Raw genomic sequence first — 22,347 nt, 5'->3', positions numbered from 1 at the left:
TCCAATAGGTTGCAGGACTTATGTTATAACTGTGGAGTTAAGTCCATAGTCAAGATAAACATGCTGATCTCAGAATTTGCAAGCCATACCGGACTGCCTGTGGATACCGTCCGGTTCTACATCAGTAAAGGGCTGCTACATCCAACGCGCGGCACTACCGGCGGCTCTCGCTCATATCAGATTTTTTCGGCAGAGGACGTGACTGCCGCACGCATGATTCGGCTACAGCAGTCACTGGGATATTCGCTGAGGGAAATCGCCGCGCTCAATGCCGAATACCGGCATGGGAAAAGGTCGATGGCACGAACCATACAAGTGCTGCGCAAGCAGATCGCCACGCTGGAAGAAAAGCAGCAAAGCGTCGCAGTTGCACTGACGTTCTTAAAAGAGAAATTGTCGTGGGTTGAGGCGGGAAGTCCAGGCGAAGCGCCTAACGTGGATGACTACTATTGCTAGGAGGCGCATGGTTACTATGCTTGCGTAAGAGACTGAAGTTTCTGCCCAGCCACCGCAGCGACGCCGCTGGCATGGGAAAAGCCGTGGTGTTTCAGGATTTCCACCAGCGCGACTGGGTCAGTTCCGGCAACAGGACAAACGGCGTATTGCCGGAACTGACCCCGAGGTTCATTCGAAGGTCGACCCCGAGGTTCCATTCGAAGGTCCGAGAAGGTGGAAGGTGGCACTAGTTCAAACGACGGCGCCGTCGGTTTCGTCTTTTTCCTTGACCGGCTTGATCAGGTCTTCGCGCTTCACGCCCAGCCACATGGCGACAGCAGCAGCAACGAACACCGACGAGTAGATGCCGAACAGAATACCAATGGTCAGCGCCATCGCAAAGAAGTGCAGCGTCGGGCCGCCCAGGAACAGCATCGACAGCACCATCATCTGCGTACAGCCGTGGGTGATGATGGTACGCGAGATGGTGGAGGTGATCGCGTTGTCGATCACTTCATGCACGCTCGCCTTGCGCTGCTTGCGGAAGTTTTCACGGATACGGTCGAAGATAACCACCGACTCATTCACCGAGTAACCCAGCACTGCCAGCACGCCGGCCAGCACGGTCAGCGAGAACTCCCACTGGAAGAACGCGAAGAAGCCCAGAATGATGACCACGTCGTGCAAGTTGGCGATAATCGCCGCCACCGCAAACTTCCACTCGAAGCGAATGGCCAGGTAGATCATCACGCCGATCACCACCATCACCAGTGCGTTCAGGCCGTTCTGGGTCAGCTCGTCGCCCACCTGCGGGCCGACGAATTCCACCTTCTGCAGCGCCACCAGCTCGGCATCGTTCGCGCCGGCGCACGATTGCTTGACCACGTGCTCGCCCTTGGCGGTCACGGTGTCGATCTGCTTCAGGCTGCCGGTTTCGGCTTTGCACAGTGCGTCGAACACTTGTGCCGACGCTTCGTTCGGCGTGATGCCCTTCACCACCGGCAGACGCAGCATCACGTCGTGCGCGGTGCCGAAGCCGGTCGCTTCCGGCTGTTCGTAGCCGATGGTTTCCAGCGTGTGGCGTATCCGTTCCAGGTTGGCCGGCTGCTGGTAGCGCAGCTCCATCACGGTGCCGCCGGTGAATTCCACCGAGAGGTGCAGCGGGTTGTTGATCAGGAAGAACACGGCCGCCACGAAGGTCAACGCCGAAATGACGTTGAACACCAGCGCGTGGCGCATGAACGGGATGTCTTTTTTAATGCGGAAAAATTCCATCTTCTGTGCCCCTGATTATTTCTGGCCCGGTACCCAGACGGTACCGATAGCGATCGATTGCAGCTTCTTCTTGCGGCCGTACCAGAGGTTGACCACACCACGCGAGACAAACACGGCGGAGAACATCGAGGTCAAAATACCCAGCGTGTGCACCACGGCGAAGCCGCGGATCGGACCGGAACCGAACACCCACAGCGCCACACCAACGATCAGGGTGGTGACGTTGGAGTCGATAATGGTGGCCCATGCGCGGTCGAAGCCAGCCGTGATTGCCGCCTGCGGCGTAGCGCCGGCGCGCAGCTCTTCGCGGATACGCTCGTTGATCAGCACGTTCGAGTCAATCGCCATACCCAGCGCCAGTGCGATAGCGGCCATGCCCGGCAGGGTCAGGGTCACTTGCATCTGCGACAGGATAGCCAGCAGGAACAGCAGGTTGCACGCCAGCGCAAACACGCTGAAGAAACCGAAGATCATGTAGTAGGCAATCATGAAGACTGCAATCGCGGCAAAGCCGTACATGGTCGAGTGGATACCCTTGGCGATGTTCTCGGCGCCCAGTGCCGGGCCGATGGTACGTTCCTCGATCACTTCCATCGGCGCCGACAGCGCGCCGGAGCGCAGCAGCAGTGCCAGCTCTGCGGCATTATCGGACGTCGCCATGCCGGTGATATTGAATCCGCTGCCATTGAGTTCCTGCTGAATCATAGGGACGGACAGAACTTCTGGCTTGTCGGCTTTTTCATATAATACGATTGCCATATGCTTGCCGACTTTACCGGTGGTGGCTTCACTGATGCGGCGTCGGCCTTCGCTATTTAGATCCACATTCACGGCGGGACGCTGGTTCTGGTCGAAGGCGGCGATAGCACTAGTGATGTAGTCTCCAGTCAGTATCACGTCCTTGTTTACGACTACTGGGGCACCCTTGCCGCCAGTGAGTAGTTCGTCGTTGAACGGAATCGTTGCGGACAATTCACTGCCAGGCGTGATCGCGTCATCGACCATGCGAATTTCCAAACTGGCGGTACGGCCAATTACCGAACGTGCGCGCGCCACGTCCTGCATCCCTGGCAGTTGAACCACAATACGGTCGATGCCTTGCTGCTGTATTACCGGCTCCGCGACGCCCAGCTGGTTCACGCGCTTGGCTAGCGTGTTTATGTTTTGCTGCAGGCCATCGGCAATGATTTGCTTCAGTGCTTCCGGCTTTAGGCGCATAGTAATTTTCAGGTCGTTGCCTTCACCGGTCTCGGTAAATGCCATTCCACTGAGTTGTCCAGCCAATACCTCTTTCGCTCGCTGCCGGTTAGCGTCTTCACGAAATTTGATCTCGATCGTATCGCCCTCGCGCGCAACGCCGGCGTGGCGCACGTCCTTGTCGCGCAGGATGCTGCGAGTGGATGCTTGTATTCCCTGTATGCGCTTGTTGAGCACGGCCTTGGTGTCGACCTGCATGAGAAAGTGGACGCCGCCACGTAAGTCGAGGCCCAAATACATCGGCACTGCGCGTAACGCTTGCAGCCACTTGGGCGTATCAGCCTGCAGGTTCAGGGCAACTATGTAGGCCGGATCATTCAGGTCGGAATTCAAGCCTCTGTCCAGCACAGATTTTGCGCGGAACTGGATATCCGGGCTAGCGAAGCTGGCGCTGATGATGGGGTAGGCGCATGTGTTGTCATAGCTAAGCTCTTTGTATTCGATGCCCCCTTTCGCTAGTACGTCGGCGACTTGGGTGCGAATCTCATGTGTAATCTTGACGTTGGATTTTCCGCTGATCACCTGTACCGTCGGCACTTCGCCAAAGTAATTCGGTGCGGCGTATAGCGCACCTAGCACAATGGCGACGGCAATCAGGACGTACTTCCAGATTGGGTATCGGTTCATGTCTCTCTCTGATTTGTCGAATGCGCATGAGTTGAGGTTGTTTTTTCGACAAACAAGAGAGGATCAAGAGAATATTTTTGACCTTGATGAATTATGTAGTGCGGCGTTGGTAGACCGCCAGGGAGTGGATTCCGGGGGAATTGGTTTCGATGCGACTCATCCATTCCTCGGTTGGCCCATGCCCGTCTCTTCCAATGTGAGTCGGTCAAAAAAAGTGAGAGAGGTGTCTCCTCGACTTCCCGCTAAAGTATTTTGGATCCGGAACTTGGAATGTACGTGCTTTGTCACTGTAGACAGCAACGCTTGACGATGACGGGTGACCATCGAGAAAGACCGAATGTCGCCTTAGGGGCGGAAACCGCCGGTCGCAATATAAAACTTCGCGCTCATGAGATGCGGGCGGATTCAGCCTCTATGGTTTCTGCCCAGCCACCGCAGCGACGCTGCTGGCGTGGGAAAAGCCGTGATGTTTCAGGATTTCCACCAGCTCTTCCGGCGGGCTGCCGAGGCGCAGATTGTCGGCGATCCAGCTGTGCCAGTTGGCGGTGACTTCCATCGCCTCTTCCGGCAATTCAAGGTTCATGATGATTTTCGCCAGCAATGCGTTGATGCGCTTGGTGTCGATCAGGTGCTGGACCACGGTGTGGCCTGAGCAGGGATATGGGTACAGTGTGCAGTTATCGATGGCCGCCAGGCGCTGTGCATGCATGGCGTCCAGATTGACCGACTCCTTGCCACCCTGGTCCGGCTTGGTGCCGAAGATGATGTGCATGTCGGGCAGCGCGCCGGTCTTGCCACGGCCCAGCGCTTGCAAATCATAGTAGCCCGAGGCCGGCGGATTCGCGGCCAGGTCACGCATCACCGACAGCCAGCGGCGGTCGTGGTACAGCAAGGCTTGCTGCGGATCGAGGAAGGATAGCGGCCCGAAGGCCAGCACTTGCTGCACATCCAGCAGCAGCCCGTACATCACCGCCGCATATGCGCCCATCGATTGGCCGATGGTGATGACTTTGCTCGGCCGGATCTCGCGGATCAGCGCCCGCAAGCCCTCCGCCGTTTCATCCGGGTGCATGCCCAAGCCATCAATGCGTCGGTGATACCAGGCGTTGCCCGAATCGCGCACCAGGATCTTGTTGATGTGGCGCCCGCTGTTTTGCTCCAGCTTTTTCAGGCGGCCGTAGAAATCGAAATCGGGCCGCGTATCCCACGACAAGAAGCCAAACGCAATCACCAATATCTCGCCCGGAATAACCCGGTCCACCAGCACATCCTCGGTGCTGGTTTTGACGCGCCGATTATCCAGCGCGGGAAGATCGGTCAGCGCGGGCCGCATGAGCTTAGTGGATCTCGCTGTAGAAGCAGCGGCCGCAAGCCTGGCGGTAGCTTTCGTTGCCGCCGATGCTGATCTGCTCGCCTTCCTTGATGCGCTTGCCGTTCTCGTCAACACGGATATTCATGGTCGCCTTTTTGCCGCAGCTGCAGATGTTTTTGATTTCCTCGATATCGTCCGCCAGCGCCAGCAGGTAGGCCGAGCCCGGGAACGGTTCGCCCAGGAAGTCCGAGCGCAGGCCGTAGGTGATCACCGGCACGCCGCGCACTTGCGCCAGCTGGTGCAACTGCTTGACCTGCTCCTTGCTCAGGAACTGCGCTTCGTCCACCAGCAGGCAGGCGATTTTCTTGTCGATGGTGAGCAGGAAGTCGGTGTCGGCGTTGAACACTTCCGTTTCGCGCTGCGGTCCCAGCCGCGACGTGACCTTGCCTACGCCGTAGCGGTTGTCGATCGCGGCCGTGAACAGGCGCACTTGCTGGCCCTGCTCTTCATAGTTGTGCGCCACTTGCAGCATGGCGGTGGATTTGCCTGCGTTCATCGCAGAGTATCGGAAATAGAGTTTTGCCACTGCAAGCCTTCTGTTGTTGTGCCCTTGAAGCCCGGATTATATGCGCCCCGATCAATTATTTCTATCGCTCCGATTAATATATATCGCTTTCGCTTTAATCGGATACGCTTTAATATTCACACATCGGGCAACAACGCCCAGCCAACAAAACTTAAGGAGCCTCACCATGAAAACCATCGCCCTCGCCCTGTCCGCCGCCGCCCTGCTCGCTTCCGCCGCCGTCTCGGCGCAAGAATTCGGCGAATACGCCGGCAACACCAGCTTCGTCTCGACCAAGACCCGCGCCGAAGTGAAAGCCGAAACGCTGGCCGCCATCGCCCGTGGCGAGCTGCGCGATGGCGAGCAATATCCCGATCCACGCGTCGGCCTGCCTGCGGTGCAGCCTAAAACCCGCGCCGAGGTGAAAGCCGAACTGGCTGCCTACCGCAAAACCCATAAACAGACGTCGGACGACGTTGCCGGCTGAGGAAATGCAGCATGAGCGGAAATGGCGCATACTTGCTTTTCATGCAGCCAGGAGACTCTCATGCGCACACCCGCATTGTTCACCCTGATTGGCAAGACGCCACTGGTTGAGGTTACCCGCCTCGACACCGGCCCTTGCCAACTATTCCTCAAACTGGAATCGCAAAACCCCGGCGGCTCGATCAAGGACCGCATTGGCCTGGCCATGATCGAGGCGGCCGAAGCCGATGGCCTGCTCCAGCCGGGCGGCACCATCATCGAAGCCACCGCCGGCAACACCGGCCTCGGCCTGGCACTGGTCGGACGGCTGAAAGGCTACCGCGTCTTGCTGGTGGTGCCAGATAAAATGTCGACCGAAAAAGTGCTGCACCTGAAGGCGCTCGGCGCCGAGGTCCGCACCACCCGCTCCGATGTCGGCAAGGGCCATCCCGAGTATTACCAGGACTACGCCGCGCGGCTGGCCGCCGAGATGCCGGGCGCGTGGTACTCGGACCAGTTCAACAATCCCGCCAATCCGCTGGCGCACGAAACCACCACCGGGCCGGAAATCTGGGAGCAGATGGCGCATCAGGTGGACGCCATCGTGGTCGGCGTCGGCTCGTCCGGCACGCTGACCGGCTTGACGCGCTACTTCCGCAAGGTTGCGCCGCATGTCGATTTCATTCTGGCCGATCCGGCCGGCTCCATCCTCGCCGAGTATGTGAAGACCGGCCGCGTGTCCGACACCAGCGGTTCGTGGGCGGTCGAAGGCATTGGCGAAGACTTCATCCCCGCCATCGCCGACATGACGGCGGTAAAGCAGGCCTACACCATCGACGACCGCGAAAGCTTCGCCACCGCCCGCGTGCTGCTGAAGGAAGAAGGCATCCCGGGCGGCTCGTCCACCGGCACCTTGCTGGCCGCCGCCTTGCGCTACTGCCGCGAGCAAACCACGCCCAAGCGCGTGGTCAGTTTTGTGTGCGACACAGGCACGCGCTACCTGTCCAAGGTCTACAACGACGGCTGGATGCGCGACCAGGGCTTGCTGGACCGCCCGCAGCACCGGGATCTGCGCGATTTGATCGGCCGCCGCTTCGACGCCGGTGAAGTCATCAGCGTCACGCCCGACGATACGCTGATGATCGCCTTCAACCGCATGCGCGCGGCCGATGTGGCGCAATTGCCGGTGCTGTCCAGCGGCCAGTTGGTGGGCATCATCGACGAATCGGACTTGCTGCTGTCGGTCGGCACGCAGCCGGAGCGCTTCAACAATCCGGTCGGGGCCACCATGACGCGGCGGCTGGAGATTCTCTCGCCCTCCTCCGACCTGCATGCGCTGCGCGACACGCTCGACCGCGGCCTGACCGCCGTGGTGGCCGAAGGCGCCACCTTCTACGGCCTGATTACCCGCTACGATTTGCTCAACCACCTGCGAAGGACGCTATCTTGAATGAGAAAAAATCAGCGCTGGCCACGCGCGTGATCCATGCCGGCCAATCACCCGATCCGTCCACCGGCGCCATCATGCCGCCGATTTACGCCACGTCCACCTTCGTGCAGGACAGCCCCGGCGTGCACAAGGGATTGGATTACGGCCGCTCGCACAATCCCACCCGCTGGGCGCTGGAGCGCTGCGTGGCCGACCTGGAAAGCGGCGCGCAGGGATTCGCCTTCGCCTCCGGTCTGGCCGCGATTTCGACCGTACTGGAACTGGCCGACGCCGGCTCGCACATCATCGCCGGCGACGACATGTACGGCGGCACCTACCGCCTGTTCGAGCGCGTACGCCGCCGCAGCGCCGGCCACGATTTCAGCTATGTCGACCTGACCAATCCCGAAAACCTGCTGGCGGCAATCAAGCCCGAAACGAAGATGGTGTGGGTTGAGACACCGACCAATCCCATGCTCAAGCTGGCGGATTTGCAGGCGATCGGACGGATTTGCCGCGAGCGCGGCATCATCGCCGTGGCCGACAACACCTTCGCCAGCCCGATGGTCCAGCGCCCGCTGGAACACGGCTTCGACATCGTGGTGCATTCGGCCACCAAGTATTTGAACGGCCACTCGGACATCATCGGCGGCATCGCGGTGGTGGGCGGCGAGCCGCATCAGAAGGTGTGGTGCGAACAGGTGGCGTTTTTGCAGAACTCCGTCGGCGCGATTGCCGGCCCGTTCGACAGCTTCCTCGCGCTGCGCGGTGTGAAGACGCTGGCGATCCGCATGGAACGCCATTGCGCCAGCGCGCTGGAACTGGCCCGCTGGCTGGAACAGCAGCCCAAGGTACGCAAAGTATTCTACCCCGGTCTTGAATCGCACCCGCAGCACGCACTGGCAAAACGGCAGATGCAGGGCTTCGGCGGCATCATCTCGATCGATCTTGATACCGACCTGCCAGGCGCGCGCCGCTTCCTCGAAAGTTTTAAAGTGTTCGCGCTGGCCGAAAGCCTGGGCGGCGTCGAAAGCCTGATCGAGCACCCGGCCCTGATGACCCACGCCACCATCCCGCCGGCCCAGCGCGCGGCGTTGGGAATTGGCGACGGTTTGATCCGGCTTTCCGTGGGAATTGAAGATTTAGAGGATTTAAAGGCCGATATTCGCAGTTCGCTAGCCGCTATTTAGCTGCTAATATTCTGCGCATGGAATTCATACTCATTATCGCCCTCCTGCTCGCGCTGGCCTTTGGCTATTCGATCATCGTTGCCAGCGCCAAGCCGGTGGTAGGCAGCGACTACTACAAAGTGTCCAGGGACGGCCGCGTGCTGCTGGCCGCCGGCTCCAAGGTCAGCGCCCTCAAGCCGACCCTGTATCCGGAAGGCCTGAAGGTCAAGCTGCGCGGCGGCACCCGCGTCGGCGAGTTCTTCGTGCACGAGCTGGTGGCCGAGACTTACCTGCCCAATCCGAACAAGTATCCGGTGGTGCGCCACAAGGACGGCAATGTCCGCAACAACAAGGTCGAGAACCTGCAGTGGGCCAAGGCTGAAGAAACCGAGGTCCCTGCAGCCTGATTACTCGCCCGGATGGTAGCGGCGTTCGAGGTTCTTTTCGACGTCCGCCTTGTAGAACAACACGTCTTTGAATTCCCCGCGCGCGTACATCGCGGCCTGGTCGTTAAAATGCGGCGAGGCCGGATTGCCGCTCTGCCCACCCGCCAGAATGCTGCGCGCCTTGATGCGCGGCCCGAACTCCACCGCCGCCACGAAGCTATTGCCACGCTCGCCGTAAATGCGCTTGGTGGTCTGCTTGGAAGTCATGCCATACGCCGCAAGCGATCCCCAGTTGGCCGAGGCAAACGCCACCGGCAAGCTAGGCTTGCTGTCATCGAACGGCTGCACCACGTCGCCGGTCAAGCGCTGGAAGCGATTGATCTCGCCCCACGGCGTTTGCCAGTGGCCGAAGTCCTTGGTCAGCCTGGACACCGCGCGCTCCAGCGCTTCGATGCGCTGCTGCGGCGTGATGGCGGCCTGGATGTAGTCCAGCACCTGCACTTCCTTGGCTTTGGCGGCTGGCTGGTAGGTGGTCCACAAATCCTGCGCCCAGTAGATCGCCAGCGAAGTGGCGGTCGATTCCAGCGTGTAGCGCATATCCCAACCGCGCAGCGCAGCGATCTGCGGCGCCAGTGCGGCCTTGCGCGCATCATTGGCCGGCAGTTCGTCGTAGGCGGCGAACAGCTGCGGCAGCAGCGGCTCGAACGCCGGCAGCTGGTTGTCGTAGGACGCGGCGATCAGACTGTCGATGGCGAAGTCTTTTTTGTTTTCCAAAACGCGGACGGCATGGATGCCGCGCGGGTTCTCGGGATTCATCGACATGTAGGCCGGATAATCCTTGACCTTCGGGCTGTAGGCACCGGCAGCGGTGTACGGCCAGTTGTTGGTGTTCTGGATCCAGCCGTTCTTTGGATTGAACAGCGTGATGGTCTCTTTCACCTCGTGCAGGCCTTTCCATTCCGTGGCCGGATTGCTGCCGTCCACCGGATGCTTCCAGTCGAACTGCGGATCCCGGCGCGGGATGAAGTTCCCGTGGAAGTAAGCGATATTGCCATCGGCGTCCGCATACACGGTGTTGTTGGACGAATTGGTGCGAAGCTCCATCGACTTGGTGAAGTCTTTGTAATTGCGGGCCTTGGTGCGGATGAAGGATTGCGTCAGTGCCTTCAACGGCTCGTTCATCAGGCGCACGGCGACCCACTTGCCGTCCTTGGCGCGCACGATCGGGCCGTGGTGGCTGTAGTAGACGCGCACCGTCTTGCTGGCCATGCCGTCCTTGGTCTTGTATGGCAGCGCAATGTCCACGGCCTTCAGCGGGCGCTGTTCGCTGCCGTACTGGTAGAAGAACTGGCCGTCTTTTTCGCTGATGGTCTCGAGGTACTCGTCGATCACATCGCCGCCGCCGGAAGTGTGCATCCAGCCCACGCGGTCGTTGAAGCCTTGATAGACGAAGAACTGACCCCAGGTCACGGCGCCATACGCGTTCAGGCCTTCTTCGCTGCGCACCTGGATCTCGGGACGGAAGTAGAACGAGGTGTGCGGATTAATCATCAACAGCGCGCGGCCGTTTTTGGTGTTCGACGGCGCGATGGCGAAGCCGTTGGAACCGCCCGGCTCCTTGTCCATGTCAATACCTTCGATGGATGACACCAGCACCGGCGGCATCAGCGGCAGTTTGGCGCCATCGGCATACAAGGCTTGCAGCTGCTTGATGTCCACCGTTTCGATATCGCCGCCGATGCTGCCTTCGCTGAAGCTGAGCGCCATCCACGGCTCAAAGCGGGTGAGCAGCGCCGGCTTCACATCGGGATGCGTTTGCAGGTAGTAGTTGAGGCCATCGGCCCAGGCGTTCATCAGCTTCTTCAGCCACGCAGGCGCTTGCGCGTACTGGCGCTTCAATTCATCGGGATTGATGAAGAGCTTCATGCGCAAGTCTTTATACAGCTCGGCCTCGCCCTCCACTTCCGCCAGCCGCCCCATCGCATTGATAAAGTTGAGCTCCACGCGGTGGAAGTCATCTTCCGCTTGGGCGTAGACCATGCCGAACACCGCGTCGGCGTCAGTTTTGCCGTAGATGTGCGGGATGCCCCATTTATCACGCAAGATGATGACGCGTTTGGCGGCGGCCTTCAGGCGCACCGCTTCGCTCACCGGAGCCACAGGCGCTGCAGCTGCTGCAGCCGCTGCGCCCACCGAAACTAAACATACGAGAGCGAGCGGCGTCCGCATATCAAGCGCTCGCCAGTTCGGAGATACGGCGCTGCAGGGCCGTGATCTCTTCCAGCAGGGCGGCGTTCTTCTGCCGCAGCATGGCGTTCTCCGTGCGCAGTTCCTGCACGTCGGTCGGAATATCGCTGTAATCGATGGCTGGCGCGGCCTTGCCTTCCTTCGGCTCTTTGGCCGGACGCGAGGCAGCGCGCAGTTCGCGCACTTCCTTTGCCGCCTTCTGCAACTCCTTCTTGCCGCCGGCAACCGCCGCCAGCTGCACTTCTTCCGGCAACGACGCCACGGTGGCGGCGGCGTTGATCGAGATGGTGCCGGCGCGTACCGCCTCCACCAGCTCCGGCGTCGCAGTCTTCTGGATCTTTTCGATCTGGCCGATGGTCGCGCTGCTCAAACGGGCGGCGCGGGCGATGTCCTCGCGCGAAGCCAGCGGCATGGCGGCCGGCTTCTTCGCGGCGGCCTCGCCCTCTTCCGGCGCAATGCGGGCGTCTTCGGCTGCCGCTTCGGCCGCCATTTCCAGCGCGCGCGCGGTCATGATTTCCTTCTTGCGCAGCGCCAGCACGCCGCGCTGGTAGTCGGAAATGCTGCGGCGGCCCAGGTTGTTATCGATCATCCACAGCTTCACGTCTTCCAGGCTGCGGAAGCTGGTGTTCTCGATGGCCTTGAACGGGATGCCGTGCTCCTGGCAAATCTGGTAGCGGTTGTGACCGTCCACCAGCACGTCTTCCCACAACACCAGCGCGTCGCGGCAGCCTTCGGTCAGAATGCTGCGCTCCAGCGCCTGGTATTCACTTTCAGTCAGCGGCTCGATGTAAGCGCGCAGTGTTTCATTAATTTTGATCTGCATAGGTATCCTTCGAATCCGTCCAGCATTCTACTAAGGCGGTTTTAAGAAAGCAAAATTACACTTCCATTCAGTCAAACGAGCTTTCTCCGCCAATTGACGCAAAGCCCCGACAGGTCCCCTGCCTGATCGGGGCTTTGTTTTTTTGCGAAATTGCAACGATCATTACACTCTGATAACGACATTATCCTAAGTTCATGCTATCGTGAATGCATTCCAGTAAATATTAATTCCACGGAGAAATATCATGATGGCAAAAACTTCCCTCAAGTTGGTTGCATTCGCTGTTGCCGCTGCCATGAGCAGCCTGGCTGGCGCGGTTGAAACCAACCTGACCGGCCAATATGAAATCACTTCGTCCGCCGCAGCCGTGGTCGGCGAGACCAACCAGTACGTGTTCACCTACACCGTGAAAAACGTCGGCCAGGGCTATGCCGGCACCCAGACCGGCCTGGACGGCCTGACCATCTACGTGCCAACCGGCGCCAGCTTCCTCGGCGCCACCGTGCCGGACGCCTACGTCGGCGCCAACAACGCGCCAGGCTTCTGGAGCACCGGCTTCTCGACCACCGGCCTGGACCTGGCACTGGGCGGTTCGAACACCTCGCAAAATATCGATCCCCTGGCCGGTTACAAGACCTTCACCTTCTGGGGCCAGTACACGGAATCGGTCTACCAGATCGGCTCGACCGCGACCTTCACCATCAAGCTGGGCAATGTCTCGGTGGGTGAAAACACCGTCGGTATTTCCAGCTACTACGGCGGCTACAACGTACCGGGCAGCCAGAGCTTCGTGAACAACCAGTACGGCAACTACACCACCTTCACCACCAATGCGGTGTCGGCCGTTGCCGCCGTACCGGAACCAGAAACCTACGCCATGCTGCTGGCCGGCCTGGGCCTGGTGGGCTTCGCCGCACGCCGTCGCCGCCAAGGCTGATTGTTCCCTGCTTCAACAAAAAACGCGCTACGGCGCGTTTTTTTATGCCATGATGCCGGTGTCAACAATAAGGATTTAACATGGTTAACTACATCATTCGCGTTTCCTACCCTGCCGCCAACGCCGACACCTACGACCGCATCAACGTCGAACTGGCCAAGTTCAACGTGGCCGGCGCCATCAAGTCGGACGATGGCAAGGGCTATTACCTGCCGCAAGGCGAGTACTGCTACAGCGGCAATGAAACCATCAACGAAGTGCGCGACGCCGTGTTCCGCCTGGCCAGCTCGATCCAGGCCGAGCCGCAAGTGCTGGTGGTGGAGGTGACCACGCTGTCGTGGGCCGGCTTCAAGCTGGTGGAAAGCGCGTAAGCACCACTGCTGAGACGACAAAGCCCGCAAATCTGCGGGCTTTTTTTATTGACGCTGCGCTTTCGCGGCGGCCTTGATATCGGCGCAGGACATCGGCTTGCCGTTCTTGGCGGCTTCCGCCTCCAACTGCTGGCAGCCGGTGTAGTTATGCCAGAACACCACCACGTAGCCGGCCACGCCCAGCACCACGGCCACCATCGCCACAGCGATGACCAACTTCACGGTTTTTTCAGATGCCATGTTCGGCTCGACTTCAGGGAAGAAAAGAGAGGGGTGGTGCCTCGAGCCGGAATCGAACCGGCACACCTTGCGGTGGGAGATTTTAAGTCTCCTGTGTCTACCAATTTCACCATCGAGGCCCACACAAGCCCGATATTATGCCATGAACCATCCATAACTGCCAGACAACTAGAGAATCCGATAACATGGCATCATTGCTAATACCGATGCCTCGAGGATGTTTATGACCGCTTTGTGCCGCCTGCTGTGCGCCCTGCTGATTACCCTGCTGTGCGGCGCCGCTATCGCCGCCGATGTCCCCGCAGCTCCGCCGCCGCCAGCCAAGCTGGAATTCGCCAACCGCACCATCTTCCTGTTCCGCGCCGCGCTGGCCGGCTTCACGCCAGAAGACCGCGCCGCCGGCGCGCGCAAGCGGCTCGACGCCGCCCTCGCCGCCAACGGCCCGCAGCGCCCGGCCATCCATCCGATCAACGAAGGCACGCAGGTGATGCTGGACGGCGCGCTGCTGTTCCTCGTCACGCCGGCCGACATCAACCCGCTGGCCGGCGACACCACCGACAGCGTCGCCACCGAAAGCGCGGCGCAGCTGTCCAAGGCGCTGGCCGAACGCCGCGAACAAGCCAGCCCGCGCTACCTGCTGATTGCCGGCGCACTGTGCGCCGCTGCCACCCTGCTCCTGGCGCTGGTGCTGCGCGGCCTGCTCATGCTGCATCGCTGGATAGGCAAGCGGCTGGCGCAGGGCATCAGCCGCCATCTGGGCCGCGTCAAGGTGAAGAACGTGCGCGTGCTCGATGCCGAACACTATCTGCGCTTCATGCGCCATTGCGTGAACCTGCTGATCTGGGCGCTGCGCCTGATCGCCGCCTACCTGTGGCTGGCCTTCGTGCTCGGCAAAATTCCTTACTCGCGCAGCTGGGGCGAACGGCTGCAGGATTACCTGATCGCGGTGGTAAGCGATGTCGCGCAGGGTATCCTCGGCGCCCTGCCAGGATTGGTGCTGGTGGCGGTTATCGCCGTTATCGCGAGGCTGGTGATGCTGACGCTGGAATCGGTGTTCCAGCGCGTGGAAAGCGGCGAGCTGCAAGCTGGATGGCTGGACAAGGACACCGCCGTGCCGACACGCCGCATCGCCAATGTGGTGATCTGGCTGTTTGCGCTGGCGATGGCCTACCCTTATCTGCCAGGCGCAAAGACGGCGGCGTTCCAGGGCTTGTCGGTGCTGGTCGGCCTGATGGTGTCGATCGGCGCATCCAGCATTGTGGGACAAGGCGCCAGCGGCTTGATCCTGATGTATTCGCGCTCGCTGCGCAAGGGCGAATATGTGCGCATCGGCGATGCAGAGGGCACGGTGGTGGAACTGGGTATGTTCGAAACGCGCCTGCGCACAGGGCTTGGCGAAGAAGTGACCATGCCGAATGCCTGGGTGCTGTCCAACACCAGCAAGAATTATTCGCGCGCCTATCCCGGCGCCGGCTTCGTGCTCGACACCACCGTCACCATCGGCTACGACACGCCGTGGCGGCAGGTGCACGCCATGCTGGAACTGGCGGCGCACCGCACCGGCGATATCGCCAAGTCGCCCAAGCCGTATGTGGTGCAGACGGCGCTGACGGACTTCTATCCGGCATACCGGCTGGTGGCCTACGTCACCGCCGAAGCGCCGCGCCAGCGCGCCGATGTGCTGAACCGGCTGCACCAGAACATTATCGATGTGTTCAACGAGTACGGCGTTCAAATGACCTCTCCGCACTTCATGCAGGAGCCGCCCTCGCCGCACGTCATCCCAAAAGAAGAATGGCACCGCGCGCCGGCTAGCGCTTCCGATCCCGCGCCACCGGCGGCAGGCGGTGTTTGACGAGGCCCACGCGCTGGGCGCGGTAGATGCCGCTGTGGCCAGAGAACAGGTAGGCCACCACGCAAGCCAGCGCCGCGTAAGGACCGATCTGCGGGCCGAATAATTCGATCGCCATGATGGTCGACGCCAGCGGCGTGTTGGCCGCGCCAGCGAACACCGCCACAAAGCCCAGTCCCGCCAGCAGCGCAAACGGCAGGTGCAGCAGCGGCGCCAGCGCATTGCCCAGCGTCGCGCCGATGTAGAACAGCGGCGTCACTTCGCCGCCTTTGAAGCCGCTGCCCAGCGAGCCAACCGTGAAGATGAATTTGCCAAGGAAGTCCCACGGCGCCACCGGCTGCTGGAACGATTCCACCATCACCGGAATCCCGAGGCCGATGTAGCGCGTGCCCAGCCACCACACGGCCAGCGCGATCACTGCGCCGCCCAGCATCGGCCGCAATGGCGCGTAGGTGATGTGGCGCTTCATGAAGGCCGACGCAGCATGCGTCGACTTGGCAAAGGCCATGCCCACCAATCCAAACACAATGCCCGCCACCAGCACCGCCGCCACGCTCCAGAAGCCGATCGGCGTGATGGCGCTGATGGCGTAATGGGTGTGATGCACGCCCCACGCCATACCCACCTGGTCGGCGGCGATGGCGGCCACCATGCACGGGAAGATGGCGTCATAACGCAGGCGGCCGATGGCCAGCACTTCAAGGCCAAAGATCGCGCCGGCCAGCGGCGTGCCAAACACCGATGCAAAACCAGCGCTGATGCCGGCCATCAGCACGATGCGGCGCTCGGCGTGGCGCAGGCGGAAGATGTGGGTCAGCTGATCTGCCAGCGTGCCGCCCATCTGCACCGCCGTGCCCTCGCGCCCGACCGAGGCGCCGAACCAGTGCGACACCACGGTGCCGATCAGCACCAGCGGCGCCATGCGCAGCGGGACCACTTTTTTAGGATCGTGGATTTCGTCGATCAGCAGGTTATTCCCCGCCTCCACGCTGCTACCCAGCTTGAGATAAACCCAGCCGACCACGAAGCCGGCCAGCGGCAGCAGCCAGATAATCCAGCGGTGCGCCTCGCGCCAGTTGGTGGCGACATCGAGCGCAAACAAAAAAAAGGCCGACGCAGTGCCACTCAGCACCGCAATCAGCCCGGCGAGCGCAGTCCACTTGCCAATGTACGGCAACAGCGCGATTTGCTCCGGATAGCGGGATAGTTTCCTCATAGAGCTAGGGATACTAACAAATCCGCTGAGATGGATCAAACTCGGCGCAGATTGGTCTAACACCTTACCGGCCCGCCATTGCCAGTACAGCACAACAGGAGGACGATTTCATGATGGAAGAACGCCTGACAACTCTGGAATCCAAGTCCGACAGCAACGCCGCCGCGCTTGCTGCGTTGGAGAATGCTATGAACGACAGATTCAATCGTATCGAAACCGCGCTGAGCGAGCTACACCAGAAAAAGGCCGACAACGAATCAACGCTTTACCGCATCGGCAACCTGCAAGACGAGATGAACCGCCGCTTTGCCGAGATACGATCGGACATGGAGCTACGCTTTGACATGCTGCGAAGCGCAGAAGAGCGCGATTTTAAAAAAGCCAGCGAAGACTTAGCCAACAATACCGCACTCATTCGAGAAGACATGGCGCGGCGATTCACGGAAATGAGAGAGGAGACGAATCGGCGATTTCGCGAACTGCGGGAAGACATGAATGGCAGGTTCGAGCATGTTGATGGCAGGTTTGAGCATGTTGATCGCAGGTTTGCGGAACAGCGGGAAGCCACGGACCGGAGGTTTGCAGAAATGCAAGACGAGATGAACCGCCGATTTGAGCGGATTGAGTCCACGGTCAACGAAACGAACACCTTCATGCGATGGATGCTTGGCAGCCAGATCGTCGTGGTGCTGGCGATCCTGGGTATGGCTGCCAAGTTAATTTACGGTTAGTGATGGCGATGCATATCGCCGTCGCGCTTTACGTCCATCGCTTCCGACGGCTTGGATGGCGGAGCGCCTGGGGCGCGCGGGGCGGCCGGGAGTTCGCCGGTCCACTCGTGCGCCACGGTGCCTTTCGGATGCTTGTACCAGCCAGGATCCTTGTAGTCGTTGCGCGCCTGCCCTTCCCGCACTTTCACCACCGTGAACATGCCGCCCATCTCGAGATCTCCAAACGGACCTTCGCCCATCATCATCGGCAGCGTGTTTTCCGGTAGCGGCATCTGCATGCCGCCCATCGAACCGCCCTTGTCGCCCATGACCATATAGCCCGGCACCAGATCGCTGATCTTGCGCGCCACGCCGCTGTGGTCCACGCCGATCATGTTCGGCACATCGTGCCCCATCGCGTTCATGGTGTGGTGCGATTTGTGGCAGTGGAAGGCCCAGTCGCCCGGTTCATCGGCCACGAACTCGATAGCCCGCATCTGGCCGACCGCGATATCGGTGGTCACCTCCGGCCAGCGCGCCGATGGCCGCACCCAGCCGCCATCGGTACCGGTGACTTCAAACGTATGACCATGCAGGTGAATCGGATGGTTGGTCATGGTCAGGTTGCCGACGCGGATGCGCACCTTGTCGTCCTTGCGCACCACCATCGGATCCACGCCGGGGAAGGCGCGGCTGTTGAAGGTCCACAGGTTAAAGTCGGTCATGGTGTTGACCTTGGGCGTGTAGCTGCCCGGCTCAATGTCATAGGCGTTCAGCAGGAACACGAAATCGCGATCCACCGCATGCAGCTTGGGATCGCGCGGATGCGTGACCCAGAAGCCCATCATCCCCATCGCCATCTGCGCCATCTCGTCGGCGTGCGGGTGGTACATGAAGGTGCCGGCGTTTTTGGCGACAAACTCGTACACAAACGTTTTGCCCGGCGCGATGCCCTGCTGCGTCAGGCCGGTCACGCCGTCCATGCCGTTCGGCAGGCGCTGGCCGTGCCAGTGTACGCTGGTGTGCTCCGGCAGTTTGTTGGTGACGAAGATGCGCACACGGTCCCCCTCCACCACTTCGATGGTCGGACCGGGACTCTGGCCGTTGTAGCCCCACAGGTTGGCCGTCATGCCGGGCGCGATCTCGCGTACCACCGGTTCGGCCACGAGGTGGAACTCCTTGACACCGTCCTTCATTCGCCACGGCAGCGTCCAGCCATTCAAGGTAACGACGGGATTATATGGGCGGCCGTTCGGCGGCATCAGCGGGCCTTGCGTGGATGCCGACGATTGCACCGGCGCCTCCGGCAGCGTCGCCGCGCCGGCCTTGCTCACCATGCCGGCGCCGATCAGGGTGGCCGCACCGCTCAAAAAATTCCTGCGGGTGGTCATGGTTGTACTCCTTTATTGGTTGGCAGACGGCCGCCCAGCGCGGCCTCCAGATTGGCTTGCGCGGTCCAGTAGTCCTTGAGCGCGGCGATGTAGCCGCTGACGGCGGTGGCTTGTTCGCGCGCGTCGGCCAGCAGTTCGAAGACGCTCATCAGCATGCCGTTGTAGCGCAGCAGGGTTTGATCCGAAATTTCCTTGCGCAGCGGGACCACGCTGTCGCGGTAGTGGCGCGCGAGTTCGTAGGATGCGCGATAGTCGGCATAGCTTTCGCGCGCTTCGCTGCGTGCATCGACCGCCGCTTGCGCCAGCAGATTCACCGACTGCATATAAGTCGCCTCCGCGCGCGCGACGCGGGCCGAGCCCCAGTCGAACAGCGGAATTTCCAGCGACAGCTCGTAGCCGCGCGTGGCGGTGCCGCCTTCGGTGTTGCGCACCGCGCCAAGATCCAGCACGTTGATGAAGCGCGTGGTGCGGGTCAGGCCCAGCGTGGCTGCGGTTTGTTCGGTATCGATCCTGGCGGCCTGGATATCCAGGCGTTCGTTCACCGCCAGTTGCTCGATGTCGGCCAATTCGCGCGGCGCCGCCGGCAGGTCCGGCAAACGATCCGGCAGGCGGTAGGACGCCGCCTGCTCGCCGCTCAGACCCAGCAAGCGAGTCAGCTTTTCACGTGCCGACACGGCGGCTTTCTGCGCATGCGTGGCATCGGCCACGGTCTGAGCGTGGTAGGCCTGCTCGCGCGCTTGGTCGAGCGAGCTCCAGTTGCCGGCCTTGCGCATGCGCCCCGCCAGTTCGGCGCCGGCTTGCGCCGACGCTTCCACCTGCCGCGCATAATCAGCGATCTGGCTGGCCGCCACCGCATCCACCCACGCGCGGCGGGTGTCAGCGGCGACCTTTAGTGCTTCATTCGCGACCAGCAGTTTGGTTTGCTCAAAGCGGCGGCCCTCGATACGGCTGGCCATCGGCGCGGTAATCAGGCTGACCAGATTGAAGGTCAGCGTGCGTTCGATCCCAACCTCGCCACCGCCGTGACTGCGCTTGAAGTCCAGCACCGGATTTTGCAGCCGGCCGGCCTGCACCAGATCCGCCTCGGCCACGCCGAGCGACCAATAGCTGGCCTGCAGGCCACGGTTGTTCAGCAGCGCGATCTGCACTGCATCGTCGGCAGCCAGCGGCTGCTCGAGTTTCTTACTGATGACCGCAGCAAGCGCGCGGGCATCGTCTTCATTGCGCGGCAAACGACCGGCGACACTGGCGCTGGCGCCGGTACGCGATTCGCTGATGCCGGCGGCGGCGCTGAAGCCGCCATCGCCGGACAGCGACGCACAACCGCCGAGCAGCAGCGCGATGCCAACTCCAGCAGCGCTAGCGGCGCGTTTATACAGACAGTTCATGTCTCTACCTCAAAAAATGGTGATGAAAATGCAGCTCGCAGACGGAGCTTGGGTGTGATCAGGCGAGACGGCCTTGAGGCGGACGTTCAGGGTGGGCCAGGTCGACCGCTGGGAGGAAGTCGGAATAGAACGGCACGACGGCTGCGGATGGCAGCAGCGGCGCGGGAATGGCCAGCGCCAGTAGCGGCGCGGCGGCAGAGCAGCATGCGGAACCGCTGCACTTCATATTGGCGTGGGGATTGGCTTTTTCACTCTTTTGCGCGGCCAGCATGGCGGCATGGTCGTGAGGACCGTCGGGCATTGCCATCTTCATGGCCGCAGCCGCCCCCGTCGTCGCCGGAGCGACGCACAACAGCATTTGCGCCGACGCGTAGCCCTGGTACGGGAGCGCCAACAGCATCAGCCAAACGACAAAGGATCGAAACAGAACGGTCATTCGACAATGTTATCACAAGCCGGGTGCATCGTTCACGCCAGCCGCACGGATGGATTGGCGAGAATGTTATCGATCTGGATGGCCGCCTCGTGGCAAGCCGCCGCGAGGGCCTCGTCCTCGGTATCGCGAACGAACTGCATGGTGGCGCCTTCAAACACTTCGGTGTCGCCGGCACCCCTGTGCTCAACCAGGTCGCAACTGGCCGACCACTTGTGATCAGCGGTCGGCAGCACGGTTGGGAGAATATCCCAGCCTTTGTAATGGAGCTTGCTCATGGTGGCCTCCTTACTCAGGATTCCAGCATACCACCATCGCAAAACGCCTGCTTTTATTCAGGCTGCTGCGGAACGCGGCCGATGTTCTCTTCCATATTCGCCAGATACCAGGTCAGCGCGGTCAGCACCGCCACGTGGCGCTTCAGCTCCAGTGGGCTCACCTTGTCCAGCGTATCGGCCGGGGTGTGGTGATAGCTGAAGTAGGAGCTGGAATCGACCAGCGGTTCAAACACCGGCACGCCCGCGCGCTCCAGTGGGCCGGTATCGGCAGCACCGGCGATGTCGTGACGCTCGAAGATACCGGCGCCGATCGGCTCCAGCGCGGTTTTCAGCGGCGCGAAATACTTCACCATCGGCGGCGTCACGCTACCGATAAAGCCGAACGGACGGCCACCACCGCTGTCCGATTCGATGGCGGCGAAGTGCTTGTCCAGCTTATCCTTGTTGGCCTCAAAGTAGGCCTTGCCGCCACGGGTGCCATTTTCCTCGTTCATCCAGGCGATCACGCGGATGGTGCGGCGCGGCTTGAGATTCAGCTTCTTCAGGGTGTCGATCACCGCCATCGCGCCAGCCACGCCGGTGCCGTCGTCGTGGGCGCCGGTGGCCAGGTCCCACGAATCGAGGTGGCCGGAGACAATCACCACTTCATCGGCCTTGTCGGTGCCCGGCAGGTCGGCGATCACGTTGTAGCTGTCGGCTTCCGGCAGCGTTTGCGGGGTCAGGGTCAGGTGCATTTTCAGCGGACCGCGCGCCGACAGGCGGCTCATCAGCATCGCGTCTTCGGCCGTCACGGCCGCCGCCGGAATGCGCGCCCCGTCCACCACGCCGGTAGCGCCAGTGTGCGCAATGCGGTAATTGGCGCCGCCGACCGAGCGCACCAGCGCCGCCGCCGCGCCCATGTCGGCCGCCAGTTTAGGACCGGCGAAGCGGAAGCCGGCACCACGGCCATAAGCCGGGCCGGCGTGGCCGCGATCCGCCATCTCCTGATCGAATGCGACGTCGAACAGCACAATGCTGCCCTTCACTTGCGCGCCTTTGGCCTTCAATTCATCAAAGCTGCGCACGATGATGACCGGTGCGGTCAGGCCGGCGGCCGGGGTGGCGCCGGAACCGCCGAGGGCCGTCAGCACCACTTTCTGCGTGATGCCGGCCGGGCGGCCGGTATATTCCACCAGCTCCGCCGTCTCGGCGCCGCGCACCCAATGCGGCACCTTCACCGGCTGCAGCGTCACGGTCGCGCCGATTTTGCGCATCGCCGCCGCCACTTGGTCCACCGCCGCCGCCGCGCCGGCCGAACCGGACAGGCGCGGGCCTACCAGGTCGGTCAGGTCGGCCAGCCGTTCATAGGCCCAGTCGCTTTGTATCGCGTTGTCACGGATTTGTCCCAGGGTGGCGGGGTCGTTGGGAGCGGCGCTAACGCCAACACTCAGCAGGCTTGTGGCCAGCACGGTCAGCGACAGGGATTTCTGGAGAACGGATTTCATGCGGTTCCTGTACAGATTAAGAGGGATGAGCCAGAAACGATAACCGATCATGATGAT

The 22,347-nt window shown here is 61.4% G+C and carries 22 protein-coding genes and 1 tRNA gene; 9 read left to right on the top strand and 14 right to left on the bottom strand.

Going from position 1 to position 22,347, the window contains the following annotated elements:
* The first annotated feature begins 60 nt into the window (after window positions 1-60).
* Window positions 61-456, top strand: a complete 396-nt coding sequence (locus BMZ70_RS03400; RefSeq protein ID WP_092269909.1) for a helix-turn-helix domain-containing protein — start codon at window positions 61-63, stop codon at window positions 454-456.
* A 231-nt stretch (window positions 457-687) separates the two neighbouring features.
* Here the strand turns inward: BMZ70_RS03400 and secF are convergent, their stop codons facing one another.
* From secF to BMZ70_RS03380, 4 genes are all read right to left on the bottom strand, one after another.
* Window positions 688-1,710 carry a protein translocase subunit SecF gene (gene secF, locus BMZ70_RS03395; RefSeq protein WP_092269906.1) on the bottom strand — a complete coding sequence of 341 codons (1,023 nt, stop codon included), beginning with the start codon at window positions 1,708-1,710 and terminating at the stop codon, window positions 688-690.
* A gap of 15 nt (window positions 1,711-1,725) precedes the next feature.
* Window positions 1,726-3,594, bottom strand: a complete 1,869-nt coding sequence (secD, locus tag BMZ70_RS03390) for a protein translocase subunit SecD (protein WP_092269903.1) — start codon at window positions 3,592-3,594, stop codon at window positions 1,726-1,728.
* Window positions 3,595-4,006: 412 nt separating this feature from the next.
* Window positions 4,007-4,927, bottom strand: coding sequence for a hypothetical protein (locus tag BMZ70_RS03385; protein ID WP_092269900.1), 921 nt, complete (start codon window positions 4,925-4,927; stop codon window positions 4,007-4,009).
* A 4-nt stretch (window positions 4,928-4,931) separates the two neighbouring features.
* Window positions 4,932-5,492, bottom strand: a complete 561-nt coding sequence (locus tag BMZ70_RS03380; RefSeq protein WP_092269897.1) for a thymidine kinase — start codon at window positions 5,490-5,492, stop codon at window positions 4,932-4,934.
* 166 nt (window positions 5,493-5,658) lie between these two features.
* Here BMZ70_RS03380 and BMZ70_RS03375 point away from each other — a divergent pair, with 166 nt between their 5' ends.
* The 4 genes from BMZ70_RS03375 to BMZ70_RS03360 are packed head-to-tail and all read left to right on the top strand — an operon-like array spanning window position 5,659 to window position 8,941.
* Window positions 5,659-5,958, top strand: coding sequence for a DUF4148 domain-containing protein (locus BMZ70_RS03375; protein ID WP_165403533.1), 300 nt, complete (start codon window positions 5,659-5,661; stop codon window positions 5,956-5,958).
* 60 nt (window positions 5,959-6,018) lie between these two features.
* Window positions 6,019-7,386, top strand: a complete 1,368-nt coding sequence (locus BMZ70_RS03370) for a pyridoxal-phosphate dependent enzyme (RefSeq protein WP_092269891.1) — start codon at window positions 6,019-6,021, stop codon at window positions 7,384-7,386.
* Window positions 7,383-8,555 carry a trans-sulfuration enzyme family protein gene (locus BMZ70_RS03365; protein WP_373922459.1) on the top strand — a complete coding sequence of 391 codons (1,173 nt, stop codon included), beginning with the start codon at window positions 7,383-7,385 and terminating at the stop codon, window positions 8,553-8,555. Before BMZ70_RS03370 ends, BMZ70_RS03365 begins: the two co-directional genes overlap by 4 nt.
* 17 nt (window positions 8,556-8,572) lie before the next feature.
* The gene (locus BMZ70_RS03360) at window positions 8,573-8,941 is read left to right on the top strand and encodes an HNH endonuclease (protein WP_092269885.1); all 369 of its coding nucleotides are present in this window, start codon (window positions 8,573-8,575) and stop codon (window positions 8,939-8,941) included.
* On the opposite strand, the gene BMZ70_RS03355 is transcribed toward BMZ70_RS03360, so the two are convergent.
* On the bottom strand, window positions 8,942-11,080 hold the full coding sequence (locus tag BMZ70_RS03355) for an acylase (RefSeq protein WP_229205274.1): 2,139 nt from the start codon (window positions 11,078-11,080) through the stop codon (window positions 8,942-8,944).
* Between the two features lie 70 nt (window positions 11,081-11,150).
* Entirely contained in the window at window positions 11,151-11,990 is an 840-nt protein-coding gene (locus BMZ70_RS03350; protein WP_092269880.1) for a hypothetical protein, read from the bottom strand.
* A 244-nt stretch (window positions 11,991-12,234) separates the two neighbouring features.
* On the opposite strand from BMZ70_RS03350, the gene BMZ70_RS28525 reads away from it, so the two are divergent.
* On the top strand, window positions 12,235-12,927 hold the full coding sequence (locus BMZ70_RS28525; RefSeq protein WP_229205273.1) for a PEPxxWA-CTERM sorting domain-containing protein: 693 nt from the start codon (window positions 12,235-12,237) through the stop codon (window positions 12,925-12,927).
* A gap of 80 nt (window positions 12,928-13,007) precedes the next feature.
* Window positions 13,008-13,298, top strand: a complete 291-nt coding sequence (locus BMZ70_RS03340) for a hypothetical protein (RefSeq protein ID WP_092269877.1) — start codon at window positions 13,008-13,010, stop codon at window positions 13,296-13,298.
* Window positions 13,299-13,343: 45 nt separating this feature from the next.
* Here BMZ70_RS03340 and BMZ70_RS03335 read toward each other — a convergent pair whose 3' ends face one another.
* Both BMZ70_RS03335 and BMZ70_RS03330 read right to left on the bottom strand, forming a co-directional pair.
* A complete protein-coding gene (locus tag BMZ70_RS03335; protein ID WP_092269874.1) occupies window positions 13,344-13,538 on the bottom strand; it encodes a hypothetical protein in 195 nt (64 codons plus the stop codon).
* Between the two features lie 34 nt (window positions 13,539-13,572).
* Window positions 13,573-13,657: transfer RNA gene (locus tag BMZ70_RS03330), tRNA-Leu, on the bottom strand.
* A gap of 104 nt (window positions 13,658-13,761) precedes the next feature.
* Here BMZ70_RS03330 and BMZ70_RS03325 point away from each other — a divergent pair.
* On the top strand, window positions 13,762-15,393 hold the full coding sequence (locus tag BMZ70_RS03325; RefSeq protein WP_092277490.1) for a mechanosensitive ion channel family protein: 1,632 nt from the start codon (window positions 13,762-13,764) through the stop codon (window positions 15,391-15,393).
* On the opposite strand, the gene BMZ70_RS03320 is transcribed toward BMZ70_RS03325, so the two are convergent.
* Entirely contained in the window at window positions 15,350-16,606 is a 1,257-nt protein-coding gene (locus BMZ70_RS03320; RefSeq protein WP_092269871.1) for a voltage-gated chloride channel family protein, read from the bottom strand. The two genes, BMZ70_RS03325 and BMZ70_RS03320, sit on opposite strands and share 44 nt — an antisense overlap.
* Before the next feature lie 110 nt (window positions 16,607-16,716).
* On the opposite strand from BMZ70_RS03320, the gene BMZ70_RS03315 reads away from it, so the two are divergent.
* Complete coding sequence (locus tag BMZ70_RS03315; RefSeq protein WP_092269868.1) at window positions 16,717-17,337, top strand: hypothetical protein; 621 nt, start codon at window positions 16,717-16,719, stop codon at window positions 17,335-17,337.
* Here the strand turns inward: BMZ70_RS03315 and BMZ70_RS03310 are convergent.
* The 5 genes from BMZ70_RS03310 to BMZ70_RS03290 form a co-directional block, all read right to left on the bottom strand.
* Window positions 17,334-18,707 (bottom strand): multicopper oxidase family protein, encoded by a 1,374-nt coding sequence (locus BMZ70_RS03310; RefSeq protein WP_092269865.1) that lies wholly within the window; start codon window positions 18,705-18,707, stop codon window positions 17,334-17,336. The two genes, BMZ70_RS03315 and BMZ70_RS03310, sit on opposite strands and share 4 nt — an antisense overlap.
* Window positions 18,704-20,095 (bottom strand): TolC family protein, encoded by a 1,392-nt coding sequence (locus tag BMZ70_RS03305; RefSeq protein WP_092269862.1) that lies wholly within the window; start codon window positions 20,093-20,095, stop codon window positions 18,704-18,706. Before BMZ70_RS03305 ends, BMZ70_RS03310 begins: the two co-directional genes overlap by 4 nt.
* A gap of 58 nt (window positions 20,096-20,153) precedes the next feature.
* The gene (locus tag BMZ70_RS03300) at window positions 20,154-20,495 is read right to left on the bottom strand and encodes a hypothetical protein (protein WP_130300926.1); all 342 of its coding nucleotides are present in this window, start codon (window positions 20,493-20,495) and stop codon (window positions 20,154-20,156) included.
* Between the two features lie 68 nt (window positions 20,496-20,563).
* Window positions 20,564-20,806, bottom strand: a complete 243-nt coding sequence (locus tag BMZ70_RS03295; RefSeq protein WP_092269856.1) for a hypothetical protein — start codon at window positions 20,804-20,806, stop codon at window positions 20,564-20,566.
* Window positions 20,807-20,859: 53 nt separating this feature from the next.
* Window positions 20,860-22,290 carry a M20/M25/M40 family metallo-hydrolase gene (locus tag BMZ70_RS03290; protein WP_092277487.1) on the bottom strand — a complete coding sequence of 477 codons (1,431 nt, stop codon included), beginning with the start codon at window positions 22,288-22,290 and terminating at the stop codon, window positions 20,860-20,862.
* Between the last annotated feature and the right edge of the window lie 57 nt (window positions 22,291-22,347).

This window comes from Duganella sp. CF402, from assembly GCF_900109645.1.
Taxonomy (GTDB): domain Bacteria; phylum Pseudomonadota; class Gammaproteobacteria; order Burkholderiales; family Burkholderiaceae_D; genus Rugamonas.
Note: the sequence above shows the minus strand (reverse complement) of the source record. Positions and strands in the feature narration are given on the sequence as shown.

Bases quoted from the DNA above. Each gene is read 5' to 3' on its own strand.
- BMZ70_RS03400 (WP_092269909.1), top strand. From the start codon at position 61: ATGCTGATCTCAGAATTTGCAAGCCATACCGGACTGCCTGTGGATACC.
- secF (WP_092269906.1), bottom strand. From the start codon at position 1,710: ATGGAATTTTTCCGCATTAAAAAAGACATCCCGTTCATGCGCCACGCG.
- secD (WP_092269903.1), bottom strand. From the start codon at position 3,594: ATGAACCGATACCCAATCTGGAAGTACGTCCTGATTGCCGTCGCCATT.
- BMZ70_RS03385 (WP_092269900.1), bottom strand. From the start codon at position 4,927: ATGCGGCCCGCGCTGACCGATCTTCCCGCGCTGGATAATCGGCGCGTC.
- BMZ70_RS03375 (WP_165403533.1), top strand. From the start codon at position 5,659: ATGAAAACCATCGCCCTCGCCCTGTCCGCCGCCGCCCTGCTCGCTTCC.
- BMZ70_RS03370 (WP_092269891.1), top strand. From the start codon at position 6,019: ATGCGCACACCCGCATTGTTCACCCTGATTGGCAAGACGCCACTGGTT.
- BMZ70_RS03360 (WP_092269885.1), top strand. From the start codon at position 8,573: ATGGAATTCATACTCATTATCGCCCTCCTGCTCGCGCTGGCCTTTGGC.
- BMZ70_RS03350 (WP_092269880.1), bottom strand. From the start codon at position 11,990: ATGCAGATCAAAATTAATGAAACACTGCGCGCTTACATCGAGCCGCTG.
- BMZ70_RS28525 (WP_229205273.1), top strand. From the start codon at position 12,235: ATGATGGCAAAAACTTCCCTCAAGTTGGTTGCATTCGCTGTTGCCGCT.
- BMZ70_RS03340 (WP_092269877.1), top strand. From the start codon at position 13,008: ATGGTTAACTACATCATTCGCGTTTCCTACCCTGCCGCCAACGCCGAC.
- BMZ70_RS03335 (WP_092269874.1), bottom strand. From the start codon at position 13,538: ATGGCATCTGAAAAAACCGTGAAGTTGGTCATCGCTGTGGCGATGGTG.
- BMZ70_RS03325 (WP_092277490.1), top strand. From the start codon at position 13,762: ATGACCGCTTTGTGCCGCCTGCTGTGCGCCCTGCTGATTACCCTGCTG.
- BMZ70_RS03320 (WP_092269871.1), bottom strand. From the start codon at position 16,606: ATGAGGAAACTATCCCGCTATCCGGAGCAAATCGCGCTGTTGCCGTAC.
- BMZ70_RS03315 (WP_092269868.1), top strand. From the start codon at position 16,717: ATGATGGAAGAACGCCTGACAACTCTGGAATCCAAGTCCGACAGCAAC.
- BMZ70_RS03310 (WP_092269865.1), bottom strand. From the start codon at position 18,707: ATGACCACCCGCAGGAATTTTTTGAGCGGTGCGGCCACCCTGATCGGC.
- BMZ70_RS03305 (WP_092269862.1), bottom strand. From the start codon at position 20,095: ATGAACTGTCTGTATAAACGCGCCGCTAGCGCTGCTGGAGTTGGCATC.
- BMZ70_RS03300 (WP_130300926.1), bottom strand. From the start codon at position 20,495: ATGCTGTTGGCGCTCCCGTACCAGGGCTACGCGTCGGCGCAAATGCTG.
- BMZ70_RS03295 (WP_092269856.1), bottom strand. From the start codon at position 20,806: ATGAGCAAGCTCCATTACAAAGGCTGGGATATTCTCCCAACCGTGCTG.
- BMZ70_RS03290 (WP_092277487.1), bottom strand. From the start codon at position 22,290: ATGAAATCCGTTCTCCAGAAATCCCTGTCGCTGACCGTGCTGGCCACA.